At 62.8% G+C, this 15,103-nt stretch carries 16 protein-coding genes; 11 read left to right on the forward strand and 5 right to left on the reverse strand.

Going from position 1 to position 15,103, the window contains the following annotated elements; all coding sequences use genetic code 11:
• The 3 genes from ribA to AWC27_RS18760 form a co-directional block, all read left to right on the forward strand.
• A partial coding sequence (ribA, locus tag AWC27_RS18750; RefSeq protein ID WP_139837085.1) for a GTP cyclohydrolase II occupies window positions 1-768 on the forward strand: 768 nt, incomplete at its 5' end.
• Window positions 765-1,247, forward strand: a complete 483-nt coding sequence (gene ribH, locus AWC27_RS18755; protein ID WP_085671862.1) for a 6,7-dimethyl-8-ribityllumazine synthase — start codon at window positions 765-767, stop codon at window positions 1,245-1,247. The genes ribA and ribH, both read left to right, overlap by 4 nt.
• Window positions 1,244-1,726, forward strand: coding sequence for a PH domain-containing protein (locus AWC27_RS18760; protein ID WP_085671863.1), 483 nt, complete (start codon window positions 1,244-1,246; stop codon window positions 1,724-1,726). The genes ribH and AWC27_RS18760 overlap by 4 nt, the downstream gene beginning before the upstream one ends.
• A 1-nt stretch (window position 1,727) precedes the next feature.
• Here the strand turns inward: AWC27_RS18760 and AWC27_RS18765 are convergent, their stop codons facing one another.
• The 3 genes from AWC27_RS18765 to AWC27_RS18775 all read right to left on the reverse strand — a co-directional run bounded on the left by AWC27_RS18765 (window position 1,728) and on the right by AWC27_RS18775 (window position 3,811).
• Window positions 1,728-2,540, reverse strand: a complete 813-nt coding sequence (locus AWC27_RS18765) for a YoaK family protein (RefSeq protein ID WP_085671864.1) — start codon at window positions 2,538-2,540, stop codon at window positions 1,728-1,730.
• Window positions 2,541-2,661: 121 nt separating this feature from the next.
• Entirely contained in the window at window positions 2,662-3,114 is a 453-nt protein-coding gene (locus AWC27_RS18770) for a hypothetical protein (RefSeq protein WP_085671865.1), read from the reverse strand.
• Window positions 3,115-3,139: 25 nt separating this feature from the next.
• A complete protein-coding gene (locus tag AWC27_RS18775; protein ID WP_085671866.1) occupies window positions 3,140-3,811 on the reverse strand; it encodes a hypothetical protein in 672 nt (223 codons plus the stop codon).
• Window positions 3,812-4,184: 373 nt separating this feature from the next.
• On the opposite strand from AWC27_RS18775, the gene AWC27_RS31615 reads away from it, so the two are divergent.
• From AWC27_RS31615 to AWC27_RS18795, 4 genes are all read left to right on the forward strand, one after another.
• Window positions 4,185-5,792 carry a proton-conducting transporter transmembrane domain-containing protein gene (locus tag AWC27_RS31615; protein WP_085671867.1) on the forward strand — a complete coding sequence of 536 codons (1,608 nt, stop codon included), beginning with the start codon at window positions 4,185-4,187 and terminating at the stop codon, window positions 5,790-5,792.
• A complete protein-coding gene (locus AWC27_RS18785; protein ID WP_085671868.1) occupies window positions 5,789-8,386 on the forward strand; it encodes a DUF2309 domain-containing protein in 2,598 nt (865 codons plus the stop codon). The genes AWC27_RS31615 and AWC27_RS18785 overlap by 4 nt, the downstream gene beginning before the upstream one ends.
• A 14-nt stretch (window positions 8,387-8,400) precedes the next feature.
• Window positions 8,401-8,700, forward strand: coding sequence for a P-II family nitrogen regulator (locus tag AWC27_RS18790; protein ID WP_245847262.1), 300 nt, complete (start codon window positions 8,401-8,403; stop codon window positions 8,698-8,700).
• 84 nt (window positions 8,701-8,784) lie between these two features.
• Window positions 8,785-9,345 carry a carbonic anhydrase gene (locus AWC27_RS18795; RefSeq protein WP_281255922.1) on the forward strand — a complete coding sequence of 187 codons (561 nt, stop codon included), beginning with the start codon at window positions 8,785-8,787 and terminating at the stop codon, window positions 9,343-9,345.
• A gap of 84 nt (window positions 9,346-9,429) precedes the next feature.
• Here the strand turns inward: AWC27_RS18795 and AWC27_RS18800 are convergent, their stop codons facing one another.
• On the reverse strand, window positions 9,430-9,756 hold the full coding sequence (locus AWC27_RS18800; protein ID WP_085671871.1) for a helix-turn-helix transcriptional regulator: 327 nt from the start codon (window positions 9,754-9,756) through the stop codon (window positions 9,430-9,432).
• Between the two features lie 252 nt (window positions 9,757-10,008).
• Between AWC27_RS18800 and AWC27_RS18805 the strand changes: the two genes are divergently transcribed.
• Complete coding sequence (locus tag AWC27_RS18805; protein WP_085671872.1) at window positions 10,009-10,329, forward strand: helix-turn-helix transcriptional regulator; 321 nt, start codon at window positions 10,009-10,011, stop codon at window positions 10,327-10,329.
• Window positions 10,330-10,751: 422 nt separating this feature from the next.
• Entirely contained in the window at window positions 10,752-12,821 is a 2,070-nt protein-coding gene (locus tag AWC27_RS18810; RefSeq protein ID WP_085671873.1) for an MDR family MFS transporter, read from the forward strand.
• Window positions 12,822-12,832: 11 nt separating this feature from the next.
• Here AWC27_RS18810 and AWC27_RS18815 read toward each other — a convergent pair whose 3' ends face one another.
• Entirely contained in the window at window positions 12,833-13,768 is a 936-nt protein-coding gene (locus AWC27_RS18815; RefSeq protein WP_085671874.1) for a sulfotransferase domain-containing protein, read from the reverse strand.
• A gap of 355 nt (window positions 13,769-14,123) precedes the next feature.
• On the opposite strand from AWC27_RS18815, the gene AWC27_RS18820 reads away from it, so the two are divergent.
• Together AWC27_RS18820 and AWC27_RS18825 are read left to right on the forward strand one after the other, a co-directional pair.
• The gene (locus tag AWC27_RS18820; protein ID WP_085671943.1) at window positions 14,124-14,597 is read left to right on the forward strand and encodes an Rv1419 family lectin; all 474 of its coding nucleotides are present in this window, start codon (window positions 14,124-14,126) and stop codon (window positions 14,595-14,597) included.
• Window positions 14,594-15,067, forward strand: a complete 474-nt coding sequence (locus AWC27_RS18825) for an Rv1419 family lectin (protein ID WP_085671875.1) — start codon at window positions 14,594-14,596, stop codon at window positions 15,065-15,067. Before AWC27_RS18820 ends, AWC27_RS18825 begins: the two co-directional genes overlap by 4 nt.
• Window positions 15,068-15,103: the final 36 nt, after the last annotated feature.

Below are 15,103 nucleotides of genomic sequence, written 5' to 3' on the forward strand. Positions count from 1 at the left end.
GACGAGGGGTCGATGGCCCAGACCGATGAGTTGCGGGTCTTTGCCGACGAGCACGGGCTGGCGATGATCACCATCGCAGATTTGATCTCCTGGCGGCGCAAGCACGAAAAGCACATCGAGCGGGTCGCCGAGGCGCGCATCCCCACTCGTCACGGGGAGTTCCGCGCGATCGGCTACACCAGCATCTACGAGGACGTCGAGCACGTGGCGCTGGTGCGTGGCGAAATCGCCGGGGCCACCGTCGAGGGTGATGACGTGCTGGTGCGGGTGCACTCGGAGTGTTTGACCGGCGACGTGTTCGGCTCGCGGCGCTGTGACTGCGGGCCGCAGTTGGATGCCGCGATGGCGATGGTGGCGCGTGAGGGCCGCGGGGTGGTGCTCTACATGCGCGGTCATGAGGGCCGCGGCATCGGTCTGCTGCACAAGCTGCAGGCCTACCAGCTCCAAGACGCCGGGGACGACACTGTTGACGCCAACCTCAAGCTGGGCCTGCCCGCCGACGCCCGCGACTACGGGATCGGGGCCCAGATACTGGTCGACCTCGGAGTGCGGTCGATGCGGCTACTGACCAACAACCCGGCCAAGCGGGTGGGTCTGGACGGCTACGGTCTGCACATCATCGAGCGGGTGCCGCTGCCGGTGCGCGTCAACGCCGACAACATCCGGTACCTGATGACCAAGCGCGACCGGATGGGCCATGACCTGACCGGTCTGGATGATTTCCACGAATCTGTGCATTTGCCAGGCGAGTTCGGCGGAGCCCTATGAGCGGTGGCGCTGGGGTGCCGGAGATGCCGGTGCTCGATGCTGCGGATGTGCAATTGGCCATCGTGGCCAGTACCTGGCACACCGAAGTATGTGACGCGCTCCTGGCCGGTGCCCTCAAGGTGGCCGCCGACTCGGGCATCCCCAGTCCAACGGTGGTGCGTGTGCTAGGAGCCATCGAGATTCCGGTGGTGGTGCAGGAATTGGCGCGCAGCCATGACGCCGTCGTCGCACTCGGTGTGGTGATCCGGGGTGAGACACCGCATTTCGACTACGTCTGCGACGCGGTGACCCAGGGGTTGACCCGGGTCTCCCTCGACGAGTCCACGCCGGTGGGCAACGGCGTGTTGACCACCAACACCGAGGAGCAGGCGCTCGATCGCGCGGGGCTTCCCACATCGGCGGAGGACAAGGGCGCCCAAGCAACCGCAGCGGCTCTGGCTACCGCCCTGACTCTGCGTGATCTGCGCGCACAGTCGTGACGAGGCCGCCGGAATGGGACGCCGAACTGCGTCCCCGCCTGACACCGCTGTTCGCTTATATCGCAGCGTTTGTGATCGCCGCCGCACACATCGCGGTGGGACTGCTGCTCAAAGTGAGGTCCAGCGGGGTGATCTTCCAGACCGCCGATCAGGTGGCGATGGCTGCGCTGGGGCTGGTCATCGCCGGAGCTGTGTTGCTGTTCACGCGGCCCCGGCTGCGGGTGGGAGCTTCCGGTCTGCTGGTTCGTAACCTGTTGGGAGACAGGCTAATACCGTGGTCCGCTGTGGCCGGGGTGTCGTTTCCCGGCGGCAGTCGGTGGGCACGTGTCGACCTGCCCGACGATGAGTACATCCCGGTGATGGCGATTCAGGCCGTTGACAAGGAGCGTGCCGTCACCGCCATGGACACCGTGCGCTCGCTGCTCGGCCGCTACCGGCCAGACCTCGTACCGTCGCCCGATGGGAACGTTGATTTCTAAGTCAAATGCAAGACGAATCACGTGTGGTCAACGTACGGCCGCGGGCTACCTGCATGCCTGCTACGGTCAGGCATATGGCAGCTGGCAGGGCGAGGGCGTGGCCGCCGAACCGAACAGCGGTCACCAGTCCCGTTGCGCCGCCGGCTAGAAAAAGCAATAGCGTGGCTAAAAGGATAGCCGCTTTCCACTTTTCGAGTCCGTGTCGACGAGCTCGACCAAGCATTAGCCCGAGGTCAGTTACAGTACCCGTGAAGTGCGTTGTGCGGACTGCTATCTGACGAATACTTGAAGTAAGTCCATTCTGCAAACCGAGCGCCGCGGCGGCGAACAGAGCTGGAAGCGTTGTCTGCTCGACACCGATTGTGCTGAGGAACGATCTGAGCGCGCTGTGCTCGAGTCCCGTTGCGGCCAGCAGCAATAACACTGCTTCGCTTGTCAATACGACCGCATGGCGCGTGCCCGTTGCTGATTTCGGCATCCCCAGAAGTGCTCCGGCCACAAATGCTCCCGCGAAGAACCCTAGCAAGATCGCCACGAGCATATGTTCTTCGTAGCGCCACGGATGGGCGGTGGTCATGCCCAGCTGGGTGGTAACACCGGTAAGGTTTCCTACCGGAAAAGCCAGCATCAATAGCGCTGCGGCATTGACAAAACCTGCGGTGAACGCAAGCACCGCAGTGTATCTGAGCAGCGACCGGCGGGTCAGCGACTCGTCAGCCGGGGCCGGTGACCTTGAGTTGTCTGGCTCGACTTCCTCTGTTTTCGTGCATTGACACGAGGCGACGGAAGCGCCGTTGACGTTCCCGCCGTTCATATCTGGTGCCGCTGCTTCCGGATGCGACTCCGACCGGGCACCCGATCGATGCCGAAAAACGTCTTGTGCCACGATTTTCTTGTCACGCAATCGTTTTGCATAGTGATCCCGCCCTGTGGCGCTACTCGCCGACCTGGGTAAGCGTAAAGGTGTCGCGTCGGTCATGAAGGCCGCAGGGCGCGTCGCTTTCCAAGAAAGCGACCTCTCCGGTAAGTGTCACGGGGTCCCACCATTGAGTAGCGATAACCGGATACGTGCCGCCATCGAAGTAGGAGGCGTTGTCGCCGACAAAATACGGAGGGCACGTCAGCCCCCCGGGCACCATTCTTGTAACGGTGAAGCGGCCGTCAACTAGCGAGGCGGCGAAACTCTTTCCTGGTCCAGTCGTCACGTAGGCGATGCGGTCTGGCCCGCAGGTGCTCCTGATGATCCAGGTTCCAACTTCCCCGTCCTCGTCCGCATAGATATAGACACTGTCCGTCGACGGCACCGCTGCGCAGGCAACCGGTGCCGGGAGGGGGAGACCGCTGCCGGTCGTTGGGGCAATCGTCACGAGGAGAAATTTCGTCGTCATGTCGTGGCTCTCACACGGGGAGGGGTCAAGGCGTTGTTGAGACGAGTTCGTGAGCGCGGTCGCTGGTCAGCGTCGACGAGGCTCCACCGGCCGAGCGGACTGAGGCGAGCTGACGCCAGGATGCGATGGCGTCATGGGTGATTGCGGCGAATCGCGCCGATGCCGCACTGCCGGTCGCGAACGCGTGTGCGCGCAGCGCGCTTCCAGTCACTGCATCGACGGTGCCTTGGTGATGATCATCGGCCAACGCGGTGGACTCGTATGCGCTGCGTAGCGCGTGAGTTCCGGCCGGGTGGCCCGCGCCATCATAGCTGCGCGATTCCGCCACGGCGGCAGAGTAGGCATTTTCCCAATCCGACTGCGTTGGCTGTTGGCTCCGTGCTGCGAGTCGGTGTAGTTCAGCGATGTCGTAGATGGCCTTGGTCGAGCTGAGCTTGGCGTATTGAACCACTCCCCAGGTCGGGTTGGTGAGTAACTCGGCCACCCACGCGTGAATGACGCTGGGTTCAGTTCCGGAGGTTCCGACTGTCTGCCAGCCCAATTCCAGTGCTACCAAGCTGTCTTCGGGTGACAGGTAACCGCTGGGGCCGGCCAGGAGGTCGTTACACGACTGCACGAATGCGGCCAGGGGGCGAGCAGAGCACGCCGGGTAATCCGTGACCACGCGATCGCCATAGATGTAGGAGATCACGTTCATTGCGCATCCTTTGCCCGATCCCGGCTGATGTGACCCTCTGGCCAATCTCAGCGGGTGGGTGATGCGGTCGAGATCCATGGTCGTCTCCTCGGAGAGTGCGCTGGTCTATGGCACGAACGCTACATAACGAAAAATTTTTCGGCAATCAAGTTTCATATGAATCGCGTATGAGTGATCGAGCGTGACTGTTGTCGGCTTGGGCAGGCACCGGGGCATGTCGGCCTTCTGGCAGCCCGGCTGGCTCGCCGTGTTCACAAGCGCGTCGCGGGACGAGATTATGAACTGTATTTCACGATGCTTGACACACGTATTTAAAAACATGTAATTTGTTTCGCATGTCTACCACTTCACGCATGAGCTGCGGTGATCGCCAGTGAGTGCCCTCTTGCTTGCCGCGTTGATAACTCCGCTCGTTGCCGCACTGTTCGCAGGATTGGCCGGGCCGCGGTTCGGTCGGGCCGCAGCGCGCATGGGCGTCGCGGCCAGTGGTTTCGGCTTCCTGGCGGCGGCCGTGTTGGCTCTCGAGGTCTGGTTCCATGGTCCGGTATCGGCGACGCTGCGGACCGGGCATGGCGCACTGGTTGCAGACATCACCACAACCCGGCTCGGCGCCGTTTTGCTGTTCTTGGTCTACGGAGTCAGCGCAGTGGTGCAAATGTTCGCGGTTCGTTATCTAGCCGGCGACGAGCGGCTGGGCTGGTTCGTCGCGGGTGCGGGCTTGCTCACCTCGGCATCAGCGGGGCTGATGACGTCAGGAACTCTTATCGGGCTTGCCGTTTGTTGGACGGTAGCCGGGACTGCGCTGTGCCTGCTATTGGCGACGTACTGGCAATTGCCGGCCGCCCGCTTGGGGGTGCGCCGTACTGGCCAAGCATTCCTGCTGGGCGACATCGCCTTATGGCTGGCGGTAGGACTGCTGACCGCTCAACTGGGCAATGTCGAACTGCGGAGCTTGGAGCTCGGCCGATTCGCCCAGCCCACGCCGACGCATCTGACTAGTGCAACGCTCATCGTCTTTGCTGCGTTGTCGCGCTCCGCACAATTGCCTTTCCACAAATGGTTACCTGCCACTTTGGCCGCGCCGACCCCGGTTTCGGCGCTGCTGCACGCCGGCGTGGTCAATGCCGGAGGGGTACTTCTGGTACGGCTGAGCCCGATCGTCAGCGGGTCGGCGGGGGCCATGGTGATGGCCTTCACGGCGGGCGCCCTCAGCGTCGCCTACGGCGCAGTCGTCATGCTCACTAAGCCAGATATCAAAGGCTCGCTGGTGTATTCCACGATGGCGCAAATGGGCTTCATGATCATGACCTGTGGACTGGGCATGTCGGCGGCAGCGGTCATTCACCTTGTGGGCCATGGCTTTTACAAAGCGACCCTATTCCTATCGTCGGGTTCTGCGGTTGCCCAGTGGCGCCGGAAGGCTGCCCGCCCGGCCCCGCCATTATTGAGCACAGTCCGTCGCCGCGCGATCAGGGTCGGGGCGATCCTGCTGCCCGCCGGCGCCCTGGGTGCCGCCACCGCTCTCATACCGATATCCGGGGATGGCCACGGCTCGGCGGCCGCGCTGCTGGTCTTCGCCTGGGCGACTGCGGCCGTTGCTCTGGGCGGCTGGTTGGCCCGATGCCCCCGCACGCCGGCCGTCCTGGCCGGAGCTGCGGCGATGATGCTGGCAGCCCTGGGCTACGTCGGTCTGGTGAGCGCGGTGACGGGCTTCCTGGCTCCGGATCTGCCGCCCGTCGCAGCGCCGTCGATCGCGCCGGTGGCCATCTGCGCAGTGGCGGTGCTGCTCAGCGCGCTGGCCATCCTGTCGCGGGGTCCTCTAGCCGACCGGGCCGCGCGCTTGCACAACATCGTGTATGTCAGAGCGCTCAGTGCCGGATACGTCCCCGCGGCACGTCCTGCCCACACGCGCCCATACCGTCCTGCCCCCTTGCCAGTGCCCAACCCAGTAACGCGCCAACTGACAGGAGTAAACCAGTGACCACCGTGATCGACGAGCCGTCGCTCGAGACACGCCGGGCCCAGCTGCGTAGTGACATCACTGTGGCCGCGCGAATCCTCCCTACCCACTACCCCCTGGAAACCTTCATCGCTGTCAACCCGTTGGCGGGGCTTGAGTCGATGCCGTTCGAACAAGCGATCGGTCGGGTTGGCGATCTCTACGGAACCCTAGGCGTGCTCGACGAATCGGCGTTTCGCGGCTTGTACCGCAGCGGACGCATCACCGATGCGGATCTGGAAAGCACGCTGCGACTGCGGTACCCGGCACTGCTCGACGGCCCACCGGTGCAGCTAGGTGCACAAGCGATGACTCCATCTCAACTCTTGCGCGCGGATCTCCTTACTGGCGCACCCGTCGCTGCGCCGCAGCGCCGCAACCTCACCCGCAGCGAAGAAATCGTGCCGGAGGTCGCAGAACTTGTCGACGCGCAAGCCGCGAAATGGTGTGCCGCATTTCTGGGGTCGTCGGCAACCGGCTGGCCGATGCCACGCCGCGCGAACGGATTCTATTGTGCCTGGCGGCTTTTGGCTGCCGACGACCACACGCTGCCGCGTGCCGTGCGCACCGTACTGCGCAGGCTGCCCGAACAAGCCGAAGACGCTGCGATCGCCGCGCTGTCGCAGTTGCTGGTCGCCGATGACGAGCGGATCACCTACCTGCAAGCGCATCTGACGCGACTTCCGGGCTGGGCGGCGCACATTCGGTGGTACGCCGGCCGCCAAGCGGGCCTGAGTCTGCTCGACTACCTCGCTGTGCGGCTGGCCTACGAATCGGCACTGTTGTCAAACTCGGGATCAGACCTGCAAGACAGGAAGCGCAAACCGCAGCGGTCGAATATTCCTTCTGCGCGCGACCGCGCCGTGAGTCTGGTCCAGAACCTGCGATTCGACGGCGTCAACGACGACAGCCTTGGCGCCGTGGCGCGCATTCTGTCGGCACTGCCGGCCAGCGCGCGTCCCGTAGTGTGGCAACAAGCTTACGAGGCGCATTACCGAGACGGATTGTTGGCCGCGCTCAGCGGGCCCTGTGCTGATCAGAGTCCGCGGCGGCCCAAAGCCCAGCTCGTCTGTTGCATCGACACCCGATCCGAAGGGCTGCGCCGCTGCATCGAGTCGCTCGGTGACTACGAAACCTATGGATTTGCAGGGTTTTTCGCAGTTGCTGTCCGGTTCACAGATCTGCTCGGCGGAGCGCCGAGCGACCTTTGCCCGGTGCTCATCCGCCCGGACCACAACGTGTCTGAACAACCGGCGCCGTCGACTGGCCACCAGGCGCGCCGCCGCCGAACCGGCGCGGCCATCATTGCCGGCGCCGAAACAGCGTTCCACGCAGCGAAGTCGGAGCTCATGGCCCCATTCGTGCTTGCCGAGGCGACAGGGTGGGCTGCCGGCCCATGGGCTGCGGCGAAAACCTTCTACCCGGGGGGCGCTGGAACATTGCGCCGCCGGGTACGTGACCGGCTGCAGCCACCGGCTCCCACCGTTTTGTCGGTCAATGAGACGGTCTCACTGGATCATCGAGCGCTGTTCGCTCAAGTCGCCCTGACCACCATGGGCCTGACCGAGAATTTCGCCAGACTGATCGTGCTGTGCGGCCACGGCAGCACAACCGAGAACAATCCGTATCAGGCCGCACTGGACTGTGGTGCTTGTGGCGGACAAGCCGGCGGTCCTAACGCCCGAACCGCCGCGGCCATCCTCAACAGCGCCGATGTGCGTAAAGAATTGCGCACCCGCGGCATCACCATCGGGCCCGACACCTGGTTCGTCGCCGCACAACACGACACCGCCACCGATCAAATCGCAATACTGGACCAGCACCTGATCCCCGACAGCCACAAGACCGAACTAGCCTCCCTTACAGCCGATCTCGGCGTGGCTGGGGCGACATTGGCCGCCGAACGATGCCCGGTGCTGCCCGGAGGGCCCGCCGATCCCTCGGCCTCTGATGCAGCCCGCCACGTCGCTGCCCGGTCGACCGACTGGGCCCAGGTGTTTCCCGAATGGGGATTGGCGGGCAACGCCGCCTTCATCGTCGCGCCGCGCGCCGTCACACGGGAAATCGACTTGCACCGCCGGACCTTCCTTCACTCCTATGAAGCGGCCGTGGATCCGGATGGCAGCGCCCTGGAAACAATCCTGACCGCGCCCATGGTGGTCGCTCAATGGATCAACTGCCAGTATTACTTCTCCACCGTCGCACCCGAATTATTCGGCGCTGGAACCAAAACCATCCACAACGTCGTCGCCGGCGCGGGAGTGCTGGCTGGGCACGGTGGCGACCTTCAGCTCGGATTGCCCCGCCAGTCCGTCACCGACGGGCAGTCGTTTGGACACGAACCCATGCGATTGCTGACCGTGATCCAGGCGCCGCTGCAGCGCATCGACGCGATTGTCGAACGAAACCCTTTGCTGCAGAACCTCTTCGGCAACGACTGGGTGAGCCTAGCGGCACGAGAACAGCCCGGCCAACCTTGGCAGCGCTGGACGCGCGGCGGCTGGCGACGCTGGGACCTACACGACGCGACCAACGACCAACGCGACACCGATGAGGAAGGAATCCCATGCCACTGAACGGTTTGACCAAAATGACCAAGATAGAAGTGGTCGTTGCCGGCGAAGACGCACCGGCAGTTCGCGAACAGTTTCGCAGCGCCGGCGCCAAAGGTTTCACCAGCGTGTCCGGCGTGTCCGGACTCGGTCACCACGGATACCACCAGGGACGGCTGCTGTTCAACCAGCAAGCCACGCTCGAAATGCTGATCACCGTCGTGCCCGACGTCAAGATCGAACCCCTGGTGGCGGGACTGCGCCGGCTACTCGATGCCTCACCGGGCGTCATGTTCGTCACCGACACCTACGTCAGCCGACCCGAGTACTTCACCTAAACCCCAACCAGAAAGGAAACACTCATGTTCGAACCCTCAATCGCATGGCAGCGCCTGCGTGACGGCAATAGGGAATTCTCCGCAATGCTTGGCTCACAGCCAACACCGGCCACTCGCGGGCAAGCGCCGCTTGCTGCGGTCTTTCGGTGCTCGGATGACAAGATGACCAGCGATTTGGTGTTCGGTCAAAGCCGGGGCACTTTCATCGACGTCAGTACCTGGGGCCATGTGATCGACGCAGGTGTACTCGCAACGATCGAATATGCCGTCGACACACTGGAAGTCCCGCTGATCGTGGTCTTGGGGCACGCCCACTGCGCGGCGATGCAAACGGCCCTGAATTCCTGGAACAACGTCGACATCCCCGATGGAGCAACCCGCGCTGTCGTCGAGAACGCGATGTCGTCTCTGGCGCAGCGGGGTGCCGGTGCCTGCCGGGTCGAGGAGTTGACACGCATCCACATGGCGCACATCGGAACTTCCCTGCTGGCCAAGTCGCCGGCTCTGGCCCGCGCCGTCGACAGAGGGCAGACCGCGATCATCAGCGTGGTCAGCGATTCCGCCGACGGACACATCCGGACTTGCGGAATCGTCGGCGACATCACTGAACGTGAACGCGACACTTACCTGCTGGAAGTCGTCTGACACATCGACATCGACGAGTGCGCGCGGCATCGCATCGATGCCGCGCGCACATCACGACCCGCCGTTGACCTCAGCGCACGCCGCTCAGGTCAACGCCGCAATCAAGTCGCCGACGGTGTGCTTGGATTCGACCGGGTGACGCAAACGGCCACGCAGGTTGACGCCATAGACGTTGCGCCGACCCACCTTCGACTTGCGCAGATAACCGCTCTCAGTCAGGTCGGCCAGAATCGCCTGCACAGCGCGTTCGGTGATACCGACCCGAGCGGCAAGCTCTCGAGCCGTATAGGCCTCGCCCTCTGCCAGGCACAGCAGGACGTGGGCATGATTGGTCAAGAAGGTCCATCCGCTGCCGGTGGTTGGTTGCTTGACGGTCGCGTAGCCGGTCTGAGCACTGCGCGCAGTTGCCATTCCCACATAATAGTACAAAGTGATTCGCGCAAATCAATTCGCTAAACGGATCGACGGTTTAGGGCCGGTTGCGGACCGGCGCGCTGGGCAGCAAGCCACACGTCGGCCGACCCACCGAGGCCCCCAGGGCGTCGCTCTCGCCGGTTCGCGGCCGGCCGCGGCGACACGGCGAAACTATTCCGCCAGTCCTAAGACACGACCTCTACTTTGCGAATAAATATACATGAAAAAGAAATCATGTATCATCGACTGATGAGTTCCGACGGCCCGAGCGGCTTCTTTTCCAATGCTGTCGAACACGAAGGGCGAAGCTGGACATTCCTTACCAACCATGGCCATGTGCTGCTGTGTGTGTCATCGGGCCCGCCGCTCACCGCGCGTGAGTTCGCGCTGCGGATCGGTATTAGCGAGCGATCTGTGCAGGCGATTCTGACGGATTTGACCGAAGAGGGATATCTGAGCAAAAAAAGGATTGGTCGTCGAAATGTGTACACACTCAATCCCGAGGGCAAGTTGCGCCACCCTCTTGAGGCGAATCACACCGTCGGTGAGTTGGTCGCGGCCTTGTCGTGAACCCGCGCACGCGACCAAATGCATCCGTTGAAAGCATGCGGGCGACGCCTCACGGATTGCAATGCTCGCGGAAGCCAGGATGCCACGACATCGCTGCAATGTCGTGGCGGTGCTGACAAGCCGAACAACCATGGACGCCGGCAGCGGCCAAGCTGGTCGGCGCACCGCAAAGGCATGGTAGCCCGGCACGAGCGATATTCCGGAAACCAGGACTCCGCTGAGCACACCGAGTGCTCGCCGATGACGCGGCCGGAAATGGCGAACGCAAATAGACAGGCTCCCGCAGTGCCATAAGAAGCCGGAAATCACCGGCGACAAGCTTTGAGAAAAATATTCTGAGCAGTACTTGGCGCAATGCTCTTGAGGCCACAAAATAGACCCGGGCCTCGCGCGGGGCCCGACCTTCGACGGGAGCTCAGACAATGACGATCCCGACCGTATCGGCAACCGCCTCTGCCGATCCTCGTTCGCCCGGCGATTCGATCACGTCCGTACGCCGCAATGTCATATTCGCGGCGCTTGCGCTAGGGGTCTTGGTTGCGGCCATGGACCAGGCGATGGTCGTGCCTGCATTACCGACGATCGCGGACGACCTCGGCGACTCCGGTCAGCAATCATGGGCTGTCGCTGCCTATCTGCTCGGAGGCATCGTGGTTGTCCCGGCCGCCGGCAAACTCGGTGACCTACTGGGCCGCAAGCAGGTGCTGCAAATCGCCGTCGTGGTCTTCTTGGTCGGCTCGGTGTTGTGTGCCATGTCTGGCAGCATGGCGATGCTGGCGATCTCTCGGATGGTGCAGGGCATCGGCGCGGGTGCCACTTCAGTGACGGCCTCCGCACTGGTAGGTGAGGTGTTTCCGCTCCGCGACCGGGGCGGCTATCAGGGCATCCTCGGGGCGGTATTTGGGGTCGCTACGGTGGCGGGGCCGTTATTCGGCGGATTCTTCGCCGACTACCTGAATTGGCGCTGGGCGTTCTGGGTCAACGTGCCCACTTCCATAGCGGTTCTCACAGTGGCCGCCGTAGCCATCCCCGCGTTGCCCCGTCGCTCCAAACCGGCTATCGACTACTTCGGGATCTTGGTGATCGCCCTGGCCACCACGGCATTGATCATGGCCGCGAGTTGGGGAGGTACCACCTACGCGTGGGGCTCGGCGCCGATTATCGCGTTGTTCGTCGGCGCCACGGTGGGCCTGGTCGTGTTCGTCGGCGTGGAAAGCCGTGCCGCCGCTGGCATCCTGCCGCCCCGGCTATTTCGCAGCCCAGTGTTTTCGGTCTGCTCCATCCTGTCGTTGCTGGTCGGATTCGCGATGCTTGGCGCGCTGACCTTCGTGCCCATGTATCTGCGCTACGTCGACGGCGTCTCGGCAACCACCTCCGGTCTGCGCACGTTGCCCATGGTGGTGGGATTGCTGACCACGTCGCTGGCGGCGGGCATTCTGGTCGGCCGGACCGGCCGCTACAAGATCTTTCCGCTTGCGGGGACGGCACTGATGGCTGTCGGCTTCTTGCTGATGGCGCGAATGGATGAGACGACGCCGTGGCCGGTGCAGTTCTGCTACCTGGTGATCCTGGGCGCCGGAATCGGTTTCTCGATGCAGGTGCTCATCCTGATCGTGCAGAACACCTCCTGTTTCGAAGACCTGGGCATCGCCACCTCGGGTGTGACATTCTTCCGCTTGGTGGGTGGTGCATTTGGCGCCGCAATTTTCGGTGCACTATTCGCGAACTTCCTCAGCGCCCGAATAGGTTCGGCATTGACGTCGGCCGGCCTGCCCGCAGCGGCCATGCATTCGCCAACTGCCATACATCAACTGCCGCAGCACATTGCCGCTCCGATTGTTCGGGCTTATGCCGGGTCGTTGGCGCAAGTGTTCCTCTATGCCGCCTTTATCGCCCTGGTGGGATTCGTTCTTGCGTTGTTCTTGCGCGAGGCACCACTGACCGGAATCCACGACAGCCCCAGCTGCCTCGGAGACGGGTTCGCCGTGCCGAGAATTAAATCTCCCGAAGACGTCTTGGAAATCGCGGTCGGGCGCGTGCTGGACGAAGCACCCAGATTGCAATTGGACGATATCGCCAAGCAACCCGGTTGTGAGCTCGACGTCGCCGGGCTGTGGGGCGTGCTGCGCATTTACCAGTACCAGCGATTCTTCGAGGCGGCACGACTCACCGACATCGCCTCACACCTCCACCTACCCCGGCAAGTCCTCGAACCTGTCTTCGACCGTCTGGTCCAAACGGGTTACGTATCCCGCGACGGCGACCAACTATCGCTCGCCCCCGACGGGCTGCGGCAAGTCGACGCGGTGTCTACCGTCATCCGGGGGTGGCTGGTCGACAATCTCACCCTGTCACCTGGCTTCACCGATCAGCCTGACCAAGCGGATTTCGACGCCGCTTTGCAACGCATCGCCGACGGGATTTTGGTCCAACGCGACTGGTACGAAGACCTCGACGAGCTGGCCCCGCCGGACAGCCTCGCGGCCGCGTAAAAACGTCCCGGCTAGCCGGTGGCGGAAAGTTTGCCGGTTTCCAGCCAGCGGGCGCACTGCGTACCAAGCTTTTGCTGGGCAACCTCGTCGAAGCGTGCAACTTGTTCCGCCGTGAGCTCGCTGCGGTAATCGCGGTTGGGCCCTTTGTGGAAGAAGGCTTTGGCGCTGGACATGTGTTGTCCGTTGAACGGAGCCATCTTTTCCGCTCGACCGCTCATGTAGTCGAACGAGCAATGCTCGACAATGACGTCTGTGCGCAGCGACGCGGGATCGATGCCCAAAAATTCTGCCAGCCGTACGATTTGGCCCGCTAAGTCGTCTTTGAGCTCTTGGTAGTGCAGCAGCAGCACATTTGGCTCATCGCGCAGCTGCCACCACGACTGCACCAGGTCAAACAGATCGCAACAGCCATAGCCGTCTGTTTCCAGCCACAGGTCGAAGAATGCCTGCATGTCCTCGGGAATCACCAACGGCGTAGCGTCGCCCGACCACTGGGCATGGAGCCGGTTGATCATCGACATCGTCGACTCGGAATAGTTGCAGATCATATTGTGAAAGCTGATTCCGGTGTCCTTGCCATTTCTGCCGACAAACACGTACCGCGCCTCGGGGGCAATCGGTAGGGCGTCCGCCGGCAGATGCGATTTGACGACGCGGCGGACGCCGGCTTCGCGCTGTTGCTTGAGCTTTTGAAGCATCTGGGCGTGATTGCCCCAGGTGGAATCGAGCCATGGGGAGCTGTCCGACAGACTTCCGTCGTCCTCGGCCCCATTGCGCAATATCTGCTGGATTATCCGCTGGGTCCACGTCGTGCCGGACTTGACGGGGGTGGCGATGACGATATCGCCTTCGACGAAGCCGCCTTGGGCCAGAAAATCCTCCCACACCAGCGAACTGGAAAAATAATCCCGCAGCACTCTGGTCGGGGCAATCAACGGTTTCGTCATCAACCCTGCTTTCTGTGGGTACGACTCGAGGTGAATTGCAAAAGGCTGAAGGCCCTGACGCGACCGACGATACGACATTGTTGTTCCGGTTTCCAGGAGTTGGGCACCGGGTTTTGCCGGCTCATCTGCGGAAGCTCAGCGCCTACGCTGGCGAGCCGGACGGCATGCGGCCGACCTTCAGCCAGTCAAGCCACAGGAAATCCACAAACTCAGGAGATCGTCGCTAATCATAAAGTGCCACAGCATATTTGGCGTCGAAGAGAACAACGCGCCACTTAGCGCCGGCCGCATGCGCACGAAAGTAGCGCCGGACGAGATGCATCGGCTGGAACGAGATGCAACGATGGCCGCCGAAATGAGTGGATCGCCATTGATGACCCGGGTGTGCCGGGCCCTTGCCGCAGTCAGCACAATGCTCGGTGTCGCCGCGTTCAGCGCTGGCACCGCACACGCCGACGGCCCCATCCAGTTGAAGAGCCGAATGGGCGATTTTTGTCTGGATGCCCCGAGTGGTAGTTGGTTCACCCCGATAGTGATCAACCCCTGCAATGGGACGGATTTTCAGCGCTGGAACCTCACCCCGGACGGTCAGCTTGAAAGCGTGGCCTTTCCCGGGAATTGCTTGTCAGAGCCGGGAGAGAGTTGGGTCTCGCACCTGCAGGGCTGCCTGAATTGGTTCACCCAAAAATGGACGATTCAGCCCAACGGGCAGGTCACCGGTGATCTGAGCGGGTGTCTTACCGTGCTCGGCGGGCCGGACCCGGGGACTTGGGTTTCTACGCGCTTCTGCGACGGCAATATCGATCAGGGTTGGGACAGCGTTCCATGACCAGGGCTCGGTTGTTGGGCGTGGTTCGCCGGACCCTCGTCGTATTCGGCGCAGCGACGAGTATGGCGGTACTCAGCGCTGCCCAGGCGCAGGCCGACGAACCGGTCCAACTGAAAAGCGGATTGGGCGATTTCTGTCTGGACGGTCCCAGCGGGGATTGGTTCACCCCGGTAGTCATCAACCCCTGCAACGGTGCGGACTCCCAGCGTTGGACGTCCACCGGCGACGAGCAGGAAAGCGTGGCCTTTCCCGGGGAGTGCCTCACGAGACCCTGGGAGCATCGCGACGTGTTCCTCCAGCCCTGTTCCAATTGGCCGTCGCAGGATTTCAGTTACCAGCCCAATGGCCAGATCAGCACTGGATTTGGTGGTTGCCTCGCCGTCAACGGCGCCCCAGCCCCAGGCACTTCCTTGTATATAGGCTTCTGCATCCCCGATGCGCCCTACCAACATTGGGACAGCGTTTCGTGACCGGGCGTGCCCGGCGAACACCACCGCGCTAGGCGT

Source organism: Mycobacterium szulgai (genome assembly GCF_002116635.1).
GTDB lineage: Bacteria > Actinomycetota > Actinomycetes > Mycobacteriales > Mycobacteriaceae > Mycobacterium > Mycobacterium szulgai.

Bases quoted from the DNA above. Each gene is read 5' to 3' on its own strand.
- ribH (WP_085671862.1), top strand. From the start codon at position 765: ATGAGCGGTGGCGCTGGGGTGCCGGAGATGCCGGTGCTCGATGCTGCG.
- AWC27_RS18765 (WP_085671864.1), bottom strand. From the start codon at position 2,540: ATGAACGGCGGGAACGTCAACGGCGCTTCCGTCGCCTCGTGTCAATGC.
- AWC27_RS18770 (WP_085671865.1), bottom strand. From the start codon at position 3,114: ATGACGACGAAATTTCTCCTCGTGACGATTGCCCCAACGACCGGCAGC.
- AWC27_RS18775 (WP_085671866.1), bottom strand. From the start codon at position 3,811: ATGAACGTGATCTCCTACATCTATGGCGATCGCGTGGTCACGGATTAC.
- AWC27_RS18790 (WP_245847262.1), top strand. From the start codon at position 8,401: ATGACCAAGATAGAAGTGGTCGTTGCCGGCGAAGACGCACCGGCAGTT.
- AWC27_RS18795 (WP_281255922.1), top strand. From the start codon at position 8,785: ATGCTTGGCTCACAGCCAACACCGGCCACTCGCGGGCAAGCGCCGCTT.
- AWC27_RS18800 (WP_085671871.1), bottom strand. From the start codon at position 9,756: ATGGCAACTGCGCGCAGTGCTCAGACCGGCTACGCGACCGTCAAGCAA.
- AWC27_RS18805 (WP_085671872.1), top strand. From the start codon at position 10,009: ATGAGTTCCGACGGCCCGAGCGGCTTCTTTTCCAATGCTGTCGAACAC.
- AWC27_RS18810 (WP_085671873.1), top strand. From the start codon at position 10,752: ATGACGATCCCGACCGTATCGGCAACCGCCTCTGCCGATCCTCGTTCG.
- AWC27_RS18815 (WP_085671874.1), bottom strand. From the start codon at position 13,768: ATGACGAAACCGTTGATTGCCCCGACCAGAGTGCTGCGGGATTATTTT.
- AWC27_RS18820 (WP_085671943.1), top strand. From the start codon at position 14,124: ATGAGTGGATCGCCATTGATGACCCGGGTGTGCCGGGCCCTTGCCGCA.
- AWC27_RS18825 (WP_085671875.1), top strand. From the start codon at position 14,594: ATGACCAGGGCTCGGTTGTTGGGCGTGGTTCGCCGGACCCTCGTCGTA.